Raw genomic sequence first — 19006 nt, 5'->3', positions numbered from 1 at the left:
AGGTCTGATCCTATGATGGAAGATGACAAGGAGCCGGTCTACGCCTCCAAGGCAAAGCCATGGCTGAAATATTATGACGAAAAGTACATCCACCAATCCGTGCCGGAGTGCTCGGCCTTTGCGCTGGTCTGCCGCAACAACGAGCGGCATCTGGGCGACACCGCACTGGAATACTACGGCCGCAAGTTCAGCTACGCCGACCTGATCGTGCAGATAAAAAAGACCGCCGCCGCCCTGCAGGCGCTGGGGGTGAAAAAGGGCGATATCATCACGGTGGTCAGCGTGATGACCCCGGAGGTGGTCTACACCTTCTACGCCGCCGACCTGCTGGGCGCTACCCTGAATCTGGTAGACCCCCGGTACAGCGCCGAGGGCATCCGGGAGTACATCGAGGAGGTGGAGTCCCGCCTGCTGATCTGCCTGAACGTGGTGTACCCCCGCTGCCATCAGGCCGCAAAGCGCACCAGCGTGGAGCGGGTGGTGGTGCTCAGCCCCGCCGACAGCCTGCCGCTGGCCAAAGCCGTGGGCTACAAGCTGACAGAGCCGGATAAAAACCGCTACGCCTCCAACGTGCTGCGCTGGAAGGCTTTTATCGCCGCAGGCAAAGGGCACAGCCCCGCCGCCGTGCCCTACGACCCCCAGCACACCTGCGTGGTGGTGCACACCGGCGGCACCACCGGCTCGCCCAAGGGCGTTATGCTGACCGACTACTGCTTCAACGCCCTTGCACAGGAGTTTGCCGCCCAGAGCCGTCTGTTCCACCGCGGGCAGAAGCTGCTGAACGTCATGCCGCCCTTCATCGCCTACGGTTACAGCTGCGGCATCCATATGCCGCTGGTCATGGGGCTGCATGTCATCATCATCCCCAATCTGGACCCGGAAAAGCTGGGCGCACTGGTGTGGAAGTACAAGCCCGAACACATGTTCGGCGTGCCCACCCACTACCAACAGCTTGCCGCCGACCCGCTGCTGAAAAACAAAGACCTCTCCTTTATCCGCAACTACGCCGCCGGAGGCGATTCCCTCTCGCTGGGCGCGGAGCAGACGGTGAACCGGTTCCTCAAAGCCCACGGGGTGGAGTTCCCGCTGGCAAAGGGCTACGGCATGACCGAGGTATCCTCGGCTGCCACCATCGCCGCCGGCAACGTGACAAAGCCCGGCAGCGTGGGCATCCCCATGGTCAACACGGTGGTCTCCATCTTCGAGCCGGGCACCGAGACCGAGCTGCCCATCGGTCAGCGCGGCGAGATCTGCATCTGCACCCCCACCGCCATGAAGGGCTACTACAACAAGCCCGAGGAGACCGCCTACCTGCTGCGCCGCCACGCGGACGGCCAGCTGTGGGCGCACACCGGCGATATCGGCTCCATGGACGAGGACGGCTTTGTGTATCTGGACGCCCGCATCAAGCGCATCATCATCCGGCACGACGGCTTCAAGGTGTTCCCCTCCATGATCGAAAACGTCATCAGCCGCCACCCCGCCGTGCAGCAGTGCTGCGTGGTGGGCTGCGCCGATACCGACCACACCCAGGGACGTCTGCCCTTCGTCTTTGTGGTGCTGGAGCCTGCCGCCACCGGCAAAAAGCGCCAGATCCTGCGGGAGCTGCGCCAGCTGTGCCGCGAGGAGCTGCCGGAGTATGTGCAGCCCGCCGCCTCGGCCTATAAGATCATTCCCGAAATGCCCCTGACCCCCGCCGGTAAGGCCGACTACCGTAAGCTGGAAGAAGAGGCGGGGTAAACCCGTCTGCCTTTAAGAAAGAAGGAATCATCCATGAAACATCCCCGTTTTACCGCATGGCTGTGCAGCGCCGCTGCGCTGGTGCTGCTGGCTGTGCCTGCCTTTGCCCAGCAGCCCGACGCCCTGCCGCCGGAACAGACCGCCCCCGCCGCGCAGGAGCAGACCGCCGAGGCAGCTGCCCCGGACGCGGAAGCCCCCACTGCGGAAGCCCCTGCCGCCGATCCTCAGCGCACCTATGTGGCGCTGGGCGACAGCATCGTTTCCGGCGTGGGTCTGCCGGATTTCAAGTACACCGAAGCCGCCATCGGCATAGACGCGGCCCCAAACTTCGAGGGCTACCCGGAGCAGTGCTATGTTTCGCTGGTGGGCAAAGGCCTTGGGCTGGACCGTCAGCACGCCATCAACCTTGGCCTGCCCGGGCTGACCACCGGCGACCTTGCGGATATGCTGCACACCGGCGCAATGCCCCAGATGAACCAGCAGGCGGGCACCTACTACGTCTACCCCCAGATGCTGGACTACCTCAAGCGCGCGGATGTCATCAGCGTGCAGATCGGCTCCAACGATGCGCTGGTGCCCGCCCTTGTGGCGCTGGGCAACGCCACCAACTGGAAGAGCGAGCAGCTGGTAGCCACCATGGTCAGCGGCGTGCTGCGCGAGCCCAGCTTTGAGAACCTGCAGCGGCTGAACAGCGACCTTTCCCGCCTGCGGCTGACAAAGGAAGAAAAGCAGGCCACCACCCAGCTGCTGCTGGGCGGCGGTACGGACGCCATCTGCGAGCAGGCGTATCAGGAAGCCGCCGTGCATATGCCGCAGGTCGTAGCGGAGCTGCGGGCGCTGAACCCGGACGCGCAGATCATCCTTTTGGGCTACACGAACCCTGTGCCCCTGCTGCCGGAGTGGACACAGCTGTTCCGGCGGCTGAACGCCCTCAGCAAGAACCTTGCCGCCCAGAACGAGAATGTGACCTATGTGCCCATCCCCTTTGCCATGACCGCCACCGATGCCCATCCCACCGTGAGCGGGCATAAGTACATCGCCAACCGCATCCTGCGGGCGATCAAAAAATAAACACAACGCACCATGCCGGGCAGCCTGCAAGCTGTCCGGCATTTGCTGTCTCCCCCAAAAATCGCACGTTTTCGGTGGATTACGCGGGGGGAAATACTTCGCCAGTTTTTGGCAGAGTTTTCCCGCGCGGCGGGCGCTGCCATGCGCTGCTGCGTTTGTTTTTGTTTTGCAGCGGCTGTGCTTGCATTTACAGTATGTATATCCAGCGTGCAATAATACCCTCTGGCCCTCAAAAAGTACACACTGGTTTTTCCGCGTCCATCGCCTTAGGATAAGGGTAGATACTTTATGTCCAAAGGAGGTTTTTTACATGGACGCAAACAAGTACCGTACCGCCTACGACAAGGCGCAGGCCGTCCAGCACGAGGTGTGGACGGAGCTGTGCCAGCATCTGGAGCACGCGCCGGACGCCCAATTGCTCAGCGATTACACCGCCACGCTGGTGTATACGCTGGACAAAGACCGCCGCGAGGAAGCCCTGCGGCTGCTGCGGGGGCAGCTGTACAGCCGTCAGCTGCGGGACACCGGCCGGGTGGAGAGCTGGTTCACCGATTGCGGGGCGCGCATGGGGCAGGATATCGAGGGCTTTGTGGCAAACGCCCGCCAGCAGTATGTGCAGGCAGGCCTTGCCGAGGAGCAGCGCGCCGAAGCCGAAGCCAAACAGAAGGCCGGGCACGGGCGGTTCCGCATCCGTCCCGCCAGCGCCTTTGCGCCGGAGCGCGCCGCCTATCTGGTGCAGCCCTACCTGCCCCGGGGCATGGTAAGCATTCTGGGCGGCGTGTCCGCTGCGGGCAAGACCAGCCTTGCGCTGGACGTGTGCGCCCGGCTTACCCGGGGCGCAGCCTTTGCGCCGGACACCCCGCCGCAGCCCCCCGCCACCGTGCTCTACCTTACCGCCGAGAACGACCCCAACAAGGTGCTGCGTCCCCGCGCCGAGGCCATGGGGGCAGACCTTGACCGGCTGTATTTTCAGGATGGTGCCAGTTACAGCATGGGCGACGAGGAGCTTGCCGCTCTGTGCCGGGTGTACCGCCCGGCGCTGCTGGTGTTCGACCCCATCCAGAGCTATCTGGGGCAGGGGGTGCAGATGAACCGCGCCGAGCAGGTGCGCCCCTTGCTTGACCATCTGGGTGCCCTTGCCAAGGAGCTGGACATGGCAGTGCTGCTCATCAGCCATATGAGCAAGCCCGGCCCCGGGGTATGCAGCGCGCTGGACCGTCTGCTTGGCTCCAGCGATTTCCGCAACGCCGCCCGCAGCATCCTCATTGCCGGGCGGGACCCGGAGCACCCGGAGGTGCGGGTGGTGGCCCACGCCAAAAACAGCCTTGGCCAGCCCGGCGAAAGCCAGCGCTACCGCATCTGTCCGCAGGGCACGGTGGCCTACGACGGCCCCTGCACCCTTACCGCCGACGCCATCATCCAGGAGGCGGGCACCCCCGCCACCGGCAACGGCCGCCCCTCTGCCGCCCTTGCCAACGCCATCGAGGCGCTGGAAAAGCAGCTGTCCTTTGTGGGCTGGGTAGAGGCGGGCGAGGTGTACCGCCTGTGCGCCGAGCGGGATATCTCGGTAAGCACCATACGCCGCGCCCGCGTGGCACTTGGGTTGAAGGTGCTGCGCGTTGGGATGCAGCCCAACCAGAAAAATTACTGGTACAGACCAGAGCTTACTGAATCAACTGTATGTGCGGAGGTCAAAAACCTGAATCAACAATTAAAGCTATCCGGCTGAACAATGTTGCCGGGCATTTCCAGCCTGAACAATGAGTAACTCTATTACAACTTTTTATATTTGATCAGTGTGTAAAAAGAAGCTATCCTACGTCAAGTATTCACATCGTTCAGGTTGAACATTGTGGATACGGAATGCTGTATTTCCGGGGCTGAATGTCCACATTGTTCAAAACTCTATGGGTCATAGGGGACTTTTGAACAGTCACCCTTGCCGGGGAGAACCCTCTCAGTCAAGCCCTGTCAGGCTTTGACGGAGGGAGTCTCCTCCTCTTCCACCATCCGCTCATAGTCGGCGGTAAAAAGGCGCTGGGGCAAAGCGCTCGTCATGGCAAGGGCGGCGTTCCACTGCTCCTCGCCCGTCAGCTCCCCGCTCACCGGCGGGAAGTGCGCCAGAATGGCGTCCAGCTCCTGCTGCACCCGCTTTGCCACCCAGATGCCGCGGTCGGTCAGGTAAATTTTACCGTAGTACTCCTTTACGATCATGCCCTGCTCCATGAGCAGGTTCAAAATGCGCACCACCGAGGGTTTTGTCACCCCCAGCTTTTCCGCAATGCTGCGGGAGCTGATGTCCAGATGGGTGCGGCTTACCTCGTAGATGGCCAGCAGATAGCGCAGATGCGCTGCGGTCAGCTGCATACCGGTCACTCTCCTTTTTACGCGCCGGGGCCTGCCCGGTGTTATCATAAGCTAACTTTATTTCACTTAAAAAAGGAGCACGAGCCGAGAGTTTCAGCCCGCGCTCCTTTGCGGTTCAGTGCTTATTAGTTCAGTGCTCAGTGGCAGCCCTTGCAGTGGCTGCAATCGCCGCCGCAGCTGCAGCCGCCGCCGTGCTTGTGGGTGTGCCATACGACCCAGCCCAGCGCGCCGAACACCAGCGCTGCCACGATGATGGTGGGCAGATTAAAGTTTGTAGCAATAAATTCCATCATACAGCACACACCCTTTCGTTTCTATCAGATACGGGAAGTATCCAGCTTTACTTCGTTGTTGTCGGCGTACTTGTTGGGGCGCACCATCAGGTAAATAAACGCTGCCAGCACCACAACAGCCACCACGGTGAACAGGCCAAAGTGCACCTCGCCGGTGATAAGGCCGCCCAGCTGATACACCACCAGTGCAGCGCAGTAAGCCAGTGCGCACATATAGCCGATGGCAAAGGCCGTCCACTTGCCGTTGTTCATCTCGCGCTTGATGGCACCCATTGCGGCAAAGCAGGGGGCGCACAGCAGGTTGAAGATCATGAAGGCGTAAGCGGACAGTGCGGTGTAGTCCTGTGCGACCGCTGCCCAGATCTCGTCGCCGTTCTCGGAAAGCTCGCCGCCGAAGTGGTACAGCACACCGAGGGTGCCAACCACGTTCTCCTTGGCGATCAGGCCGGTAACGCTTGCCACAGTGGCCTTCCAGTTGCCGAAGCCCAGAGGTGCAAAGATCCATGCGACCTTGGTGGCGATAGCAGCCAGCACGGAGTTGTCCTGATCCTCGACCATACCGAAGGCACCGTTCTCAAAGCCGAAGCCCTGTGCAAACCACAGGATGACGGTGGCGAGCAAAATCACAGTGCCTGCGCGCTTGATGAAGGACCAGCCGCGCTCCCAGGTTGCCCGCAGCACGTTGCCCCATGCGGGCACATGGTAGGCGGGCAGCTCCATGACGAAGGGGGCGGGGTCGCCCGCAAAGGCCTTGGTCTTTTTCAGCATGATGCCGGAGCAGATGATGGCTGCCATGCCGATGAAGTAGGCAGACACTGCCACCAGCGAGGAGCCGCCAAACAGTGCACCGGCGATCAGGCCGATGATGGGCATCTTTGCGCCGCAGGGGATGAAGCAGGTGGTCATGATGGTCATGCGGCGGTCACGCTCGTTCTCGATGGTACGGCTTGCCATAACGCCCGGCACGCCGCAGCCGGTGCCCACCAGCACCGGGATAAAGCTCTTGCCGGAAAGGCCGAACTTGCGGAAGATGCGGTCCATGATAAAGGCCACGCGGGACATATAGCCCACGTCCTCAAGGATAGACAGCAGGAAGAACAGCACCAGCATCTGGGGCACAAAGCCCAGCACCGCGCCAACACCGGCCACGATGCCGTCCATGATCAGGCCGTACAGCCAGCCTGCCACGCCGATGCCTTCCAAAAAGCCGCCCAGCGCATTGGGAACGATCTCACCGAACAGCACATCGTTGGTCCAGTCGGTGGCAAAGGTACCGATGGCCCAGCCGCCGTCCGCAATGGAGGTGCCCATGGACAGGGAGTACATCAGGTACATCACCACTGCAAAGATGGGCAGTGCCAGCACGCGGTTGGTAACGATCCGGTCGATCTTATCGGAAACGGTCAGGTGCTCCACGCGGGCCTTCTTCTTGACAGCCTTGCCCACCACGGTGTTGATGTAGGCATAGCGCTGGTTGGTGATGATGCTCTCGGCGTCATCGTCCATCTCTTTTTCGCAGTCCTGAATGTGCTCGTCGATGTGATCCATCAGGGTCTTGTCCAGCTTCAGCTCATCCTGCACCTTGTCGTCGCGCTCGAAGAGCTTGACAGCGTACCAGCGCAGGAAGCGGTCATCCACCTTGCCCTGAATGGACTCTTCGATGTGGGCAATGGCGTGCTCCACACTGCCGGTGAACACATGGGGCAGCTCGCCGGTCTTGCCGGCCTTGGCAGCTGCCACCGCAGCCTTGGCGGCGGCCTCGGTGCCCTCGCCCTTCAACGCGCTGATCTCCACAGCCTGACAGCCCAGCTCTGCGCTCAGCTTCTTCAGGTCGATGGTGTCGCCGTTCTTGCGCACCAGATCGATCATGTTCACAGCCATGACCACCGGGATGCCCAGCTCGATCAGCTGGGTGGTCAGGTAGAGGTTGCGCTCGATGTTGGTGCCGTCGATGATGTTCAGGATGGCGTCGGGCTTCTCCTTCACAAGGTAAGTACGGGAGACCACCTCTTCCAGCGTGTAGGGGGACAGCGAGTAGATGCCGGGCAGATCCTGAATGACAACGTCCTTGTCGCCCTTGAGCTTGCCTTCCTTTTTTTCCACGGTCACGCCGGGCCAGTTGCCCACGTACTGGTTGGAGCCGGTCAGGTTGTTGAACAGGGTCGTTTTGCCGCAGTTCGGGTTGCCGGCCAGTGCAATTTTAATGCTCATTGCGGATACCTTTCCTCCCTTTGGTCTTATCAGACCACTTCGATCATCTCAGCGTCGGCCTTGCGCACGCTCAGCTCGTAGTTGCGCACGGTCAGCTCCATGGGGTCGCCCAGCGGCGCCACCTTGCGCACATAGATCTGCACCCCCTTGGTGATGCCCATATCCATGATGCGGCGCTTCACCGGGCCTTCGCCGTGCAGCCGTGCCACGGTGGCGGTCTCGCCCACCTTTACGTCTTTCAGTGTTTTCATCGTACTCGTTCCTCCCTTGCAGTATTTCATGCAGCACCGGGAAGGCGCTGCCTCAGTCCACCATGATGCGGCTTGCCATGGTCTTATCCAGTGCCAGACGGCTCTGCTTGACCTGCACGATCAGGTTGCCCGCGATCTCGTTGACCACGGTCACCTCGCTGCCAACCACGAACCCCAGCTCGGCCAGATGCAGCCGCACCTCGTCCTTGCCGCTGATCCTGCGGATGGTGACGGTCTCGCCTGCTTTTGTCATCGTCAAAGGCATCATCGCTGTGCTCCCCTTCCCTTGAAAAATATGTGATGCTGCGGTGGTTAGTCAGCCGTAACTATCAGCGTAGATAGTTTACCGCTGCTAACCAAGCTTGTCAATAGATTTTTCATATCTCATAGTTAGTTTATATGAACAAACAAATTTTATGCCGGAACCGGCCTGCATTTTTATCAAAATCATCAATGACTAACTCTATTTCTTGAGTTAAAGTTAGCCAATGTTTACATTTTCAGGGGGTCGTTTTGCCATTTTATAGGGCAGGGTGACGGAGAATGACCCCTCCCGTGAAAAGGCAATTCTGGAAAATCCGCAGATTTTCCAGAATTGCGAAATAAAAATAATCTTTCCGCTATTTATGCGCAGAGCAACGCGGAGCGCATTCAAAATCGTCCCACCCCGCGCGGGAGTGCATTCCCCCAAACACACGACCGCCCGGCGCAGGGGTCAAAACTGCACCGGGCGGTCATGTGTAAAAAGGAGGATCGCTCTCTCCTGTGTCGGATGCATAGGAGAGTTGCCAGGATAAAAGAGAGTATTTGAAAAGAGAATATCAATTTTTCAGGCGGCGACTGCCAACTTTAGAATGGGCGTGCCGCTGTGGAACAGCCGCAAGTACACCGCCGTGCACTTGGCAAGCTGGTCAAAGTGCTGCCGGGCGGCGGCGGGGTCGCCATAGGACTTCCAGCACCCGCAGCAGGTAAAGCACTTGCCCCGGTGCCGGATAAAGCCCACCACATCCTCCAGCGGATAGCCCAGAAATACCCCGATCTCGTGGGGGAAATCCGCCGCCTCCGCCGCGCAGCACAGACGCAGGCTGAGCTGGTCCAGCAGCGCGTTGCAGTCCGCAGCATCCTCCGGCAGACGGTAGCCCTCCCGGGCTAAAAAGCCGCGCACAGCGGCATCTGCCAGCACCGTTTGCAGCTTGGCGGCGCGGTAGACGTACACCAAATACTGCCGGGTAGCGATGCACCCCCGCAGCACCCGCACCTGCAAGCCCTTGGGGTTCAGCTGGGCATTCCAGCCCGCCACCCGCCGGGCAAGGTCGGCACGGTTTCGCGTTTCGTAGCGGAACAGCCCCGCAGGCTTCAGCCCCGCCAGTACCGGGGCACATTGTTCGATCATTACGGTCTCAAAATCACGCTCCATGGCGGTTCTCCTTTGGCGGCGGTGTCGGGGTCAGTGTGCCCCGGATGCCGGGCGGTTATAAGTAAGACGCAGCTAACCTCCACCCCAAAAAAGAAGCAGCACGCCCGGGCTGCGGGCACTGCCGGTGGGGTCTCATATGGTTAGTTGTTTCTAACGCCAGTAGTGTACCACACCGCAGCGGGGCCTGTCAAGCCTTTCCGGCAAAAAAGTTATTTATGGCAAACCACGCCCGCGCTACCCTTCCGGCGGCGGCTGTGGTATAATTGGGGCATTCTCGGGTCTGCCCCTTGGGGCGCACCCTGCCAAGGAGGCCAAACCCATGCCCACACCCATCACCGCGTCCACCCTGTCTGCGCTGCTGAGCGCCGCGCTGGCGCAAACGCCCACCCGCCCGCTGGTGCTGGCGCTGGACGGCCGCTGCGGCAGCGGCAAGACCACCCTTGCCAACGCACTGGCGGCGCAGCTGCCCGGCTGCACCCTGCTGCGCACGGATGATTTCTACCTGCCGCCCGCCCGGCGCTGCCCGGACTGGGCGCACACTCCCTGCGCCAACATGGACCTTACCCGCCTGCGGGACGAAGCCCTGCGCCCTGCCTACGCGGGGCAGCCCGTAGCCTACCGGGCGTACAGCTGTCGGGAGGGGGCTTATCTGCCCCCGGCACAGCTGCCCGCACAACCGCTGGTGATCTTAGAGGGCAGTTACAGCCACCACCCGCTGCTGCGCCCCTACGAAACGCTGCGGGTGTTTGTGACCTGCACCAAGGCCGAGCAGACCCGGCGCTTACAGGCGCGGGAGGGCGCACGCTACGCGGATTTTGCCGCCCGGTGGGTGCCGCTGGAAGAGGGCTATTTTGCGCAGTACGGCATAGCCGAAAGCGCGGATTTTGTGGTGGAGACCACCCAAGGCGGGACGATTTAGAATGCGCGCCGCGTTGCTCTGCGCATAAATAGCGGAAAGAATATTTATAATTTCGGAATAGCGGAGCGTCTGCGGACGCTCCGCTATTCCATTTTCACGGGAGGGGTCGTAACGGGAATGACAGCAAAAAACTCCCCCTGCACCGTGAGATGCAGAGGGAGTTTAAATTTACAAGCTGTTACTTATTCTTGTACATATCCTGATAGTAGTTCTGGTAGTCGCCGCTGGTGACGTGGTTCATCCACTCCTCGTGGTTCAGGTACCAGTCGATGGTCAGCACGATGCCCTTCTCGAAGGGAGTTTCGGGGTACCAGCCCAGATCGTTCTTGATCTTGGTGGGGTCGATGCCGTAGCGGCGGTCGTGACCCAGACGGTCGGCAACGTGCTTGATCAGCTCCTCGCTGATGCCCTCGTCCTGCAGACGGTCGTGCAGCTGGTTGATGATGGTCTTGACGATGAAGATGTTGGGGCGCTCGTTGTGGCCGCCCACGTTGTACACCTCGCCGATCTTGCCGCCGTTTGCCACCATATCAATGGCCTTGCAGTGATCCTCCACATACAGCCAGTCGCGGATCTGCATACCATCGCCGTAGACGGGCAGCTGCTTGTGGTGCTTGACGTTGTTGATCATCAGGGGGATCAGCTTCTCCGGGAACTGGTAGGGGCCGTAGTTGTTGGAGCAGCGAGTAATGTTCACCGGCATGCCGTAGGTGTCGTGGAAGGCCATGACGAACATATCGGCGCTGGCCTTGGAGGAGGAGTAGGGGCTGTGGGGGCACAGGGGCGTGGTCTCCATAAAGAAGCCGTCTGCACCCAGAGCGCCGTACACCTCATCGGTGGACACCTGCAGGTACTTCTTGCCCTCTTTCCAAGTCTTGGCATCGGCGTCGTACCATGCCTCCTTGGCGCGCTGCAGCAGGTTGACAGTGCCCATCACGTTGCTCTGCACAAAGATCTCGGGGTTCTTGATGGAGCGGTCCACATGGCTCTCGGCGGCAAAGTTGATGACGTAGTCGAAATCGTACTTTGCAAACAGGCTCTCCACCAGCTCCTTGTCGCAGATGTCGCCCTGCACGAACACATGGCGGGGGTCGCCCTCCACGTCCTTCAGGTTTTCCAGATTGCCCGCGTAGGTCAGCTTATCCAGATTGACCAGCAGGATCTCCGGGTATTTTTTGAGCATATAGTGCACAAAGTTGGAACCGATAAAACCGGCACAGCCGGTGATCAGATAGGTTTTCATAGGTCAGTATCCCTCTTTATTTATTTGTTGTTGTTCCCGGACTGCGGGCGGGCTGCGGCGCGGGCGCGTTCCTCCTCGGCGCAGCAGTGCTTTGCCACAAGGTAGAGGTTCTTGTTCATGCTGTTCATGGTCTTGCCCATGGCCTTGGTGTATGCTTCCAGCCCTTTGTTCATGCTGTGAAGCTCCTCATAGGTGGCTTGGGTGTACCGTGCCAGACCCGCGCTCATGTTGCTGAGCTCCTTGTGGGTGGCCTCGGTATGCTCCACCAGTTCCGCAAAGGCGTACAGCGCCCATGCAAGGAACATTTGCAGCACCCAGAACACCACGGCGACCACCAGCCCCAGCACGATGGCTGAAAACCGACTAAAGGGCTTCAGCATTTCATGGACCGCGCCGCACAGCATGGCTGCAAGCACAAAGGCCAGCACACACTGCACCTTTGCAAGGATCTTTAATATCTTGACAGATCTGCCAAAAATCGCATCAAACATGATACATCCTCAGTTCTTCCGCAGGGGGGATTTTCAGTTTTTTCTCAGCCCTTCATGCCGTTTTCGCCGTCCCAGTGGGCGAAGAAGCAGGCCAGCGCGTCCTTCCAGTCGCGGACATCGTTGCCCACGGTGCAGCGCAGCATCCGGTTGTCCAGTGCGCTCCACTTGGGGCGGTCGGCGCTGTCCGGGTGCTTTGCCTTGTACTCCTCGCTGGTGCAGGGGGCAACGGTAGCGTCCACACCGGAAAGGCGGATGATCTCGGCAGCAAAATCGTACCAGGAGCAGATGCCCTCGCCGGTGCAGTGGTACAGGCCGTACTCGTGGGTCACGCACAGCTGCAAGATCTCGTGGGCAAGGTCGGCAGCGTTGGTGGGGTTGCCGCACTGGTCGTTGACCACTTCCAGCTTGCCGAACTTTTTGCCTGCGTTCACGATGGTCTTGACGAAGTTTTTGCCGTAGTAGCTGTACAGCCACGCGGTGCGCACGATGAAGTGGCGGTGGCAGAACCGCTCCACATACTTTTCGCCCATGAGCTTGGTAGAGCCGTAGGCGCTGATGGGCCCGGGCAGGGTGGCTTCATCCTGCGGGATGCCGCCGTTCTCCCGGCCGGAGAACACATAGTCGGTGGAAACGTGCACCAGCCGTGCGCCGGTCTTTTCGGCAGCCTGTGCCAGATTGCGGGGGCCGAGGGCATTTGCCTTAAAGGCATCGTCGTGGTGCACCTCGCACCCGTCCACGTTGGTGTAGGCGGCGCAGTTGATGATGATATCCGGGCGGTTGCGCCGCACGAACTCATCCACCATCCTGTAGTTGGAGATATCCAGCTCCGGCAGATCCACCGGGATCACCGTAGCGTTGAGCAGCTTTTCGGGGATGGGGCCCAGCTCGCTGCGGCCCTCCTGCAGCTGCTTGAGCAGCTCTGTGCCCAGCTGCCCCTTGCAGCCTGTGACAATGATTTTCATACCAATGTGCCTTTCCTTATGCTTAGTAGCGCAGCTTGCCGTCGGCCACGTTCTTCAGATGCTGGCCGTAGGGGCTCTTGCCGTAGCGCTCGGCGCTTTCCAGCAAAGTGTCGCGGTCGATCCAGCCGTACTTGAAAGCGATCTCCTCCGGTGCGCTGATCTTGATGCCCTGACGCTTCTCGATCATGTGCACAAAGTCGGCAGCCTCCACAAGGCTTTCCATCGTGCCGGTGTCCAGCCATGCAAAGCCGCGGCCCAGCAGCTGCACATCCAGCTCGTCCTGCTTCAGGTACATATCGTTCAGGGTGGTGATCTCCAGCTCGCCGCGGGCAGAGGGCTTTACCTGCTTTGCCATCTGCACCACTTCCTTGTTGTAGAAGTACAGGCCGGTGATGGCGTAGTTGGACTTGGGATGCTGGGGCTTTTCCTCCACGCTGAGCACCTTGCCGTCCTTATCGAACTCCACGATGCCAAAGCGCTCGGGGTCCTGCACATAGTAGCCGAACACGGTGCAGCGGCCCTTGTTCTCTGCGTTGGCCACGGCGCTCTTGAGCAGCTTGGAGAAGCCGTTGCCGTAGAAAATGTTATCGCCCAGGATCATGGCGCAGCAGTCGTCGCCAATGAACTCCTCGCCCAGAATAAAGGCCTGTGCCAGACCATCCGGAGAGGGCTGCACCTTATACTGCAGATGGATGCCGTACTGGCTGCCATCGCCCAGCAGCGCCTCAAAGCGGGGCGTATCGGTAGGGGTAGAGATGATCAGGATATCCTGAATGCCCGCCAGCATAAGGGTGGACAGCGGATAGTAGATCATGGGCTTGTCGTAGACCGGCAGCAGCTGCTTGCTGGTGACCATGGTCAAGGGATAGAGCCGTGTGCCGGCACCGCCGGCGAGAATAATGCCTTTCATACTTGTGCACTCCTTTTTTCTGATAAAAAGATGTGCAGCTTAATTCAAAGCGGAGCTGCGTCCGCTGTAAACGATTTTGGGTCTGCCATGGCCGCATTTTTGCAAAAGACGATGGCAGTACACTTTATTTTACTATGAAAGCACGCAAAATGCAAGAGGCGGAAACGACAGAAAGCGGTGTGCCGTCGGCACACCGCTTTCTGCGAATCAAAAACACTATTTTTCTTCCCCGCTCACCACGCAAAGCCCCACTTGGAAAAGTAGCGCAGCAGGCTGCGCAGCTGCCACAAAAAGGGCTTCAGGCTGCGGTGCGCCGCACGGTGCCATGCGTGGATGGCGGTGTACTGGGGCACCAGATACGCCTTGCCCCGGGTGCGCATCTTCTGGGTCAGGTCGGCGTCCTCCACATACATGAAGTACCCCTCGTCAAAGCCGCCCACGGCCTTGAAGGCGGCAGTGTCCACCGCCGAAAAGCTGCCGGTGCAGAACTCGATCTCGGTGGGCTTTGTCAGGTCTTTGTCTGCCATCAGGTAGCGGTCGTTGCACTTTGCCCAGAAGCGCAGACAGGGCAGCTGACGGTAGACCATGGCGCGCACGTTGCACCGGCGCAGCGGCAGCTGCTGGGGCTTGCCGTCCGGGAAGGTCAGCCCCGGGCGGGTCATCACCACGCCGGGGTGCGCCGCCATCCAGTCCGCAAGGTCGCTCAGGGTGTCTGCCGTCAGCTGGATATCCGGGTTCAGGATAAAGTGCACCCGGCTGTGCAGCAGCGAGAGCACCGTGTTGTGCCCGGTGCCGAAGCCGCCGTTTTCCAGCCGACAGAGCACCTGCACCGTCTGCCCGGGGGCGGTGCGCAGGGTGCCGTCCTTTGCGGCGGCGGTCAGCTGCTGGCCGCTGCCGTCCGGGCTGGCGTTATCCACAAGATACAGCGTGAGCGGGTAGCGGCGGGTGCAGTCCAGCACGGTCTGGGCGGCCCTGATGGCCTCCCCGGCGCCGTTATACACCACGATACAGGCCGAAAGCTCCATCTGCGTTCCCCCTTTCGGTTCGGTTTGGGTCAAAGGCTCACTCCAGCGGCTTGATGTCAAAGCTGAAGTCCTCCTTCATCAGGTCAAAGTTGGGGTTCATGCAGGGGTCGCCCGCAGCCAGCTGCTTTGCCCACCGCTTCTGGAACCGCTCCACCTCAGAGGCAAAGCGCTTGCGCTTGGCAGGGCTCTCGTCCAGCCCGCGGCTCTTGCTCTCGTAGTGGTACAGCTGGGCAAAGGGGGTGAACACGTTGGTGTAGCCCGCCTCCCGCACACGCACGCAGAAGTCCACGTCGTTGAAGGCCACGGCAAAGCTCTCGTCCAGCCCGTTCACCTGCTCGTACACGTCCTTGCGCACCATCAGGCAGGCGGCGGTCACGGCGTACACATCCTGCGCGTAGGAGAGCCGTCCCATATAGCCGGGGTGCCCCACAGGGAAGTTCTTGTGCATATGCGCCGCCAGCGTCAGGAAACCGAAGCCGATGCCCGCGTGCTGGATGGTATTGTCCGGGTAGAGCAGCTTTGCGCCCACGCAGCCCACACGGTCCTGCTGGGCATACATGACCATCTCCTCCATCCAGCGGGGAGAGATGACCTCGGTATCGTTGTTGAGCAGCAGCAGATACTCGCCGGTGGCGGCGCGTGCGCCAAAGTTGTTCAGGGCGCTGTAATTGAAGCCGGTGCCCTGCCATGTGAGCACATGCAGGGTGTCCGGGTGCTCCTTTTGCAGCTGCTCGTAGCAGCGGAAGGTGGCAGGCTCCTTGCTGTTGTTCTCAATGATGATAATCTCAAAATCCGGGTAGGTGGTCTTGCGGTAGATGGACTCCACGCACACCCGCAAATCGCCCGAATGGTCGCAGCTGGGGATCAGCACGCTGACCCGCCCGGGCTTTGTGATGGTATAATCAGTCTTGTAGAAGCCCGGGGTGTTGGGCACCATGGTCACCGCGTCCACCGGCACGCCCATGCGGTCGTAGTGGGCACGCAGCGCCTTCATGGCTGCTTCCAGACAATAGGTCTTGGCAGAGATGTTGCTGGCCACGCTGGCGGGGCTGGAACGCCAGTAGTACAGCAGGTGCGGGATGTGCACGATCTTTTCCGCCTGCTCGGTCAGGCGCAGGTAGAGGTCGTAATCCTGACTGCCGTTGAACTCTGCCCGCTCATTGCCGCCCACCTTTGCCAGCAGCGCCGCGCTGAACACGCTCAGGTGGCAGATATAGTTGTTGGAGCGCAGGTTGTCCAGCATATAATCCGGCTTGAAGTGGTAGACCGTCAGATGGTCGATATCCCCTTCAAAGGTCACTTCGTCGGTGTACACAAAGTCCGCGCCTTGCTTTGCAATGGCTTCCGCCACATACCACAGTGCGCAGGGGTGCAAAATGTCATCATGGTCCAGCAGGGCGATATAGTCACCGGTGGCAAGGGCAAACCCCTGATTGGTGTTGCCCGCAATGCCCTCGTTGCTGTCCAGTTTCCGGTAGCGGATGCGGCTGTCGGTGCGGGCACGCTCCTGCACGAGGGCACCCACGTCCGCGTCCTGTCCGGCATCCACCATGCACAGCTCCCAGTTGCGGTAGGTCTGATTCTGCACCGAGTCCAGCAGCTCCACCAGAAAATCGTGGGGGGTGTTGTACAGCGGCACCACGATGCTGATCAGGGGTGCCGCGGGCTGGTCTGCGGCCTGTTTTACCAGCAGCTCCACGTCCGCAAAGCGGTCGGCGGGCATCGCCTTGCCCGGGAACAGCTTTTTGTACTCCTTTTTGGCCTTGGCCTGTGCCATTACGCCCGCAAAGCCCACCCGGCGCAAGGTGGCAAAAAAGACGAACAGCGGGAAGGTGCGCCACAGCTGGCGGCACTTGCTTACCAGATACCGCAGCGGCCAGCTGGCCTTCCAGAAGGTGGAGTTGACCACGCTGTTCAGGGTCTTTTCCAGTTCCTGCTCGTGGCTGCGGCTCAGGGAAAGGTCGCTGCGCAGCCGCTCCAGCTGGGCAGTCTGCTGGGCGGCGGTGCGCTCGGCCAGCAGGGTGCGCTCCCGCAGAACGTCCAGCTGCTGCTCGTAGCCATCCTCAAGTTCCGGCAGCTCCGGGGCAGCCATGCGGCAGAACAGCGCCGTCAGCTGCTCCTTGCCGCAGTCCTTCCACGCAAGCTCCCGGCAGAAGCCCTGCGCGGCAAGCTGCTTTGCGCAGTCTGCCATGCCGGCGTACTCTGCGCACACCAGCAGCACTTTTTCCGCCTGTACGGCGGGCAGGGTGACCCACTGGGGGTCTGCCACCACCAGCAGCTCCGGGGCGCTTTGCACCACCGCAGTATTCATTTTACAAAAAGCTTTTTCCAGCAGCCCGCTGTCCTCCAGCACCTGTACGCTGCGGGGAGCCAGCTCCCGCACGATGCGCTGTGCCAGTGCACGGCAGCGCTCGGCGGCCTCCTGATTCTGCTTTTCCTGATCCAACTCCATGCTGATACTCCAATCCGTGCGCTTTTCTACGCAGTTATGTTTCCCGTTCATTTTTCACAAACGGATATAGTATACCAAATCTTGCGGCGTTTGAGAAGGTTTTTCCAAAATTTCAGTGAAACACGTTCAGCGGAACAATCCCGCCAGCCAGCCGAACAGTCCGCCGCTGCGGGTAGTGCTGGTACGGATCTTCGCCCCGGTGTAGTAGTGCTGCAGGATCTGCTTGTAGTTCATACCCTCCTCGGCGGCGTAGCCCACTGCGCCGCACTGGCTCATGCCCACGCCATGACCATAGCCGTAGTAGGTCATGCAGGGGGTGCCGCTGGCATCGGTGCCGAAATCGAAGCAGTAGCGGGAGGAAACGAACTGGTTGATATACCGGTAGCTGCGTCCGTTGGACACCAGCGTGTTGTACTGCACAAAGCCGCCCAGATCCTTGTGGGTGGTGTCGGCGCTCTGGTAGGGCTCGCCGGTGCGGCTGTCGTTGTATTCTATATAGGTGTAGTCCTTGCCGATCACCCGGCGCAGCAGGTTGTGGTACTGCTCCTCGTAGGGGCTTTCCACGCTTTGCAGGTAGGGCACATCCGTGCCCCATGCGTCCAGACTGGCGCAGGTACCGTACACACCGGTCTGGGTGTTGTAGCCCGCACTGGCCGACCATACCGCATCGCACACGCTGCCGTTGTACACCAGTACCTCATCCTTGACCGCCTGCACCGCCTTGCGGATGGCATTGCGGGCAGAGGCCGGGATCTGATCGACCGGGGTATAGATCAGCGCATTGGTGGACGAGCCGTACTGCTTGTGGTATTCCAGATAGGAGTGCACCGCCACCGCCTGCGCCTTCCACGCCTGCTGCGCGGCGCTGGCGCTGACATAGCTGCCAATGGAGCCAAGCTCGGTATAGGTGATGCCCACCAGACAGTCCTCAAGATCCAGCGTAACATTGCGCTTGAGCCCCTGCCCCTTGATGTTCAGGTAGGGCATGGTGATCTTATCCTTGGAGCCAAACAGCCAGCTGAGACAGTTTTCGTCCTCTGCAGGGATCAGGGTCGTATCGGCCCCGCCGATGGTGGTGGCAGCCGAAGCCGCTGCCGCCGGGATGCAGACGCACAGCACCGCCGCCAGCAGAAAAGCCGCCGCGCGGCGGGCAAAAGAATGCAGATGTTTCAAAGTCCGGTTCCCTCCTTGTGGGTATCATTTACGTTTTGATCTGACCTTAGTGTAGCACAGCCGGTGCCGCCGGGCAAGAACCGGAGTCATGTATTTTACGCCATGCAGGACGATCTGAAAAAAGACGCAAACTTTCTCTTGATTTTGCCCAGGGAATCCGGTATAATAAAAGTCGTTCAAACCGATGCGCCGGTGTGTCGGAATGGCAGACGAGGGGGACTCAAAATCCGCTTCGTGATTTTTCTTGTCTGTACGAGAAATTCACGAGTGTGCGTTGAATTTTGAAGGTTTGTCGAAGCAGGATTTCTTACATCCCTCCTGAACATCCCTCCAATCTTCAGAAACCGGTACGAATGTCTCAAAATTGAATATCAGCCGATGTGGCGGAATGGCAGACGCAAACGACTCAAAATCGTTCGGGAAACCATGTGGGTTCGAGTCCCACCATCGGCACTTCATCATAAAACAGCTTAGGATCGAA

Annotated in this window: 17 protein-coding genes and 1 tRNA gene; 5 read left to right on the top strand and 13 right to left on the bottom strand. The window is 60.2% G+C overall.

All coding sequences use genetic code 11. The annotated features are described in order from the left end of the window. The first annotated feature begins 12 nt into the window (after window positions 1-12). The 3 genes from C7J97_RS11035 (at window position 13) to C7J97_RS11025 (ending at window position 4540) form a co-directional block, all read left to right on the top strand. Window positions 13-1740 carry a class I adenylate-forming enzyme family protein gene (locus C7J97_RS11035; RefSeq protein WP_113993063.1) on the top strand — a complete coding sequence of 576 codons (1728 nt, stop codon included), beginning with the start codon at window positions 13-15 and terminating at the stop codon, window positions 1738-1740. 33 nt (window positions 1741-1773) lie between these two features. Beyond that, window positions 1774-2811: a GDSL-type esterase/lipase family protein gene (locus C7J97_RS11030; protein ID WP_113993062.1), complete on the top strand. Its 1038-nt coding sequence runs from the start codon at window positions 1774-1776 to the stop codon at window positions 2809-2811. Between the two features lie 310 nt (window positions 2812-3121). Then, on the top strand, window positions 3122-4540 hold the full coding sequence (locus C7J97_RS11025; RefSeq protein ID WP_113993061.1) for an AAA family ATPase: 1419 nt from the start codon (window positions 3122-3124) through the stop codon (window positions 4538-4540). Window positions 4541-4782: 242 nt separating this feature from the next. On the opposite strand, the gene C7J97_RS11020 is transcribed toward C7J97_RS11025, so the two are convergent. From C7J97_RS11020 to C7J97_RS10995, 6 genes are all read right to left on the bottom strand, one after another. Next, complete coding sequence (locus C7J97_RS11020; protein WP_097784825.1) at window positions 4783-5178, bottom strand: metal-dependent transcriptional regulator; 396 nt, start codon at window positions 5176-5178, stop codon at window positions 4783-4785. Window positions 5179-5315: 137 nt separating this feature from the next. Beyond that, window positions 5316-5471: a FeoB-associated Cys-rich membrane protein gene (locus tag C7J97_RS11015; RefSeq protein ID WP_005927399.1), complete on the bottom strand. Its 156-nt coding sequence runs from the start codon at window positions 5469-5471 to the stop codon at window positions 5316-5318. Window positions 5472-5495: 24 nt separating this feature from the next. Then, on the bottom strand, window positions 5496-7682 hold the full coding sequence (feoB, locus tag C7J97_RS11010; protein ID WP_113993060.1) for a ferrous iron transport protein B: 2187 nt from the start codon (window positions 7680-7682) through the stop codon (window positions 5496-5498). A 29-nt stretch (window positions 7683-7711) separates the two neighbouring features. Beyond that, on the bottom strand, window positions 7712-7933 hold the full coding sequence (locus C7J97_RS11005) for a FeoA family protein (RefSeq protein ID WP_005927392.1): 222 nt from the start codon (window positions 7931-7933) through the stop codon (window positions 7712-7714). Window positions 7934-7985: 52 nt separating this feature from the next. Next, on the bottom strand, window positions 7986-8201 hold the full coding sequence (locus tag C7J97_RS11000) for a FeoA family protein (RefSeq protein WP_005927389.1): 216 nt from the start codon (window positions 8199-8201) through the stop codon (window positions 7986-7988). Window positions 8202-8762: 561 nt separating this feature from the next. Next, window positions 8763-9350, bottom strand: coding sequence for a DUF3793 family protein (locus C7J97_RS10995; protein WP_015536681.1), 588 nt, complete (start codon window positions 9348-9350; stop codon window positions 8763-8765). Window positions 9351-9669: 319 nt separating this feature from the next. Between C7J97_RS10995 and C7J97_RS10990 the strand changes: the two genes are divergently transcribed. Further along, the gene (locus C7J97_RS10990) at window positions 9670-10269 is read left to right on the top strand and encodes a uridine kinase family protein (RefSeq protein ID WP_113993059.1); all 600 of its coding nucleotides are present in this window, start codon (window positions 9670-9672) and stop codon (window positions 10267-10269) included. Window positions 10270-10447: 178 nt separating this feature from the next. Here C7J97_RS10990 and rfbB read toward each other — a convergent pair whose 3' ends face one another. From rfbB to C7J97_RS10955, 7 genes are all read right to left on the bottom strand, one after another. Next, window positions 10448-11512, bottom strand: a complete 1065-nt coding sequence (gene rfbB, locus C7J97_RS10985) for a dTDP-glucose 4,6-dehydratase (protein ID WP_055187037.1) — start codon at window positions 11510-11512, stop codon at window positions 10448-10450. A 20-nt stretch (window positions 11513-11532) separates the two neighbouring features. Then, entirely contained in the window at window positions 11533-12003 is a 471-nt protein-coding gene (locus C7J97_RS10980; protein WP_113993058.1) for a hypothetical protein, read from the bottom strand. A gap of 44 nt (window positions 12004-12047) precedes the next feature. Continuing rightward, window positions 12048-12965: a dTDP-4-dehydrorhamnose reductase gene (rfbD, locus tag C7J97_RS10975; protein WP_005927376.1), complete on the bottom strand. Its 918-nt coding sequence runs from the start codon at window positions 12963-12965 to the stop codon at window positions 12048-12050. A 22-nt stretch (window positions 12966-12987) separates the two neighbouring features. After that, window positions 12988-13875 carry a glucose-1-phosphate thymidylyltransferase RfbA gene (gene rfbA, locus C7J97_RS10970; RefSeq protein WP_015536678.1) on the bottom strand — a complete coding sequence of 296 codons (888 nt, stop codon included), beginning with the start codon at window positions 13873-13875 and terminating at the stop codon, window positions 12988-12990. Between the two features lie 233 nt (window positions 13876-14108). After that, complete coding sequence (locus C7J97_RS10965; protein WP_236130904.1) at window positions 14109-14960, bottom strand: glycosyltransferase; 852 nt, start codon at window positions 14958-14960, stop codon at window positions 14109-14111. Then, on the bottom strand, window positions 14938-17352 hold the full coding sequence (locus C7J97_RS10960; protein WP_113993056.1) for a glycosyltransferase family 2 protein: 2415 nt from the start codon (window positions 17350-17352) through the stop codon (window positions 14938-14940). Before C7J97_RS10960 ends, C7J97_RS10965 begins: the two co-directional genes overlap by 23 nt. Window positions 17353-17478: 126 nt before the next feature. Beyond that, window positions 17479-18525 (bottom strand): SpoIID/LytB domain-containing protein, encoded by a 1047-nt coding sequence (locus C7J97_RS10955; RefSeq protein ID WP_113993055.1) that lies wholly within the window; start codon window positions 18523-18525, stop codon window positions 17479-17481. Window positions 18526-18899: 374 nt separating this feature from the next. On the opposite strand from C7J97_RS10955, the gene C7J97_RS10950 reads away from it, so the two are divergent. After that, window positions 18900-18978, top strand: a tRNA-Leu gene (locus tag C7J97_RS10950). The last annotated feature ends 28 nt before the right edge of the window (window positions 18979-19006 follow it).

It is taken from the genome of Faecalibacterium prausnitzii, assembly GCF_003324185.1.
GTDB lineage: Bacteria > Bacillota > Clostridia > Oscillospirales > Ruminococcaceae > Faecalibacterium > Faecalibacterium prausnitzii.
This window is presented reverse-complemented; position numbering and strand designations above follow the sequence as displayed.

What these genes read in the sequence shown, in the direction of transcription:
- C7J97_RS11035 (WP_113993063.1), top strand. Translation starts at nt 13, where the DNA reads ATGATGGAAGATGACAAGGAGCCGGTCTACGCCTCCAAGGCAAAGCCA.
- C7J97_RS11030 (WP_113993062.1), top strand. Translation starts at nt 1,774, where the DNA reads ATGAAACATCCCCGTTTTACCGCATGGCTGTGCAGCGCCGCTGCGCTG.
- C7J97_RS11025 (WP_113993061.1), top strand. Translation starts at nt 3,122, where the DNA reads ATGGACGCAAACAAGTACCGTACCGCCTACGACAAGGCGCAGGCCGTC.
- C7J97_RS11020 (WP_097784825.1), bottom strand. Translation starts at nt 5,178, where the DNA reads ATGCAGCTGACCGCAGCGCATCTGCGCTATCTGCTGGCCATCTACGAG.
- C7J97_RS11015 (WP_005927399.1), bottom strand. Translation starts at nt 5,471, where the DNA reads ATGATGGAATTTATTGCTACAAACTTTAATCTGCCCACCATCATCGTG.
- feoB (WP_113993060.1), bottom strand. Translation starts at nt 7,682, where the DNA reads ATGAGCATTAAAATTGCACTGGCCGGCAACCCGAACTGCGGCAAAACG.
- C7J97_RS11005 (WP_005927392.1), bottom strand. Translation starts at nt 7,933, where the DNA reads ATGAAAACACTGAAAGACGTAAAGGTGGGCGAGACCGCCACCGTGGCA.
- C7J97_RS11000 (WP_005927389.1), bottom strand. Translation starts at nt 8,201, where the DNA reads ATGATGCCTTTGACGATGACAAAAGCAGGCGAGACCGTCACCATCCGC.
- C7J97_RS10995 (WP_015536681.1), bottom strand. Translation starts at nt 9,350, where the DNA reads ATGGAGCGTGATTTTGAGACCGTAATGATCGAACAATGTGCCCCGGTA.
- C7J97_RS10990 (WP_113993059.1), top strand. Translation starts at nt 9,670, where the DNA reads ATGCCCACACCCATCACCGCGTCCACCCTGTCTGCGCTGCTGAGCGCC.
- rfbB (WP_055187037.1), bottom strand. Translation starts at nt 11,512, where the DNA reads ATGAAAACCTATCTGATCACCGGCTGTGCCGGTTTTATCGGTTCCAAC.
- C7J97_RS10980 (WP_113993058.1), bottom strand. Translation starts at nt 12,003, where the DNA reads ATGTTTGATGCGATTTTTGGCAGATCTGTCAAGATATTAAAGATCCTT.
- rfbD (WP_005927376.1), bottom strand. Translation starts at nt 12,965, where the DNA reads ATGAAAATCATTGTCACAGGCTGCAAGGGGCAGCTGGGCACAGAGCTG.
- rfbA (WP_015536678.1), bottom strand. Translation starts at nt 13,875, where the DNA reads ATGAAAGGCATTATTCTCGCCGGCGGTGCCGGCACACGGCTCTATCCC.
- C7J97_RS10960 (WP_113993056.1), bottom strand. Translation starts at nt 17,352, where the DNA reads ATGGAGTTGGATCAGGAAAAGCAGAATCAGGAGGCCGCCGAGCGCTGC.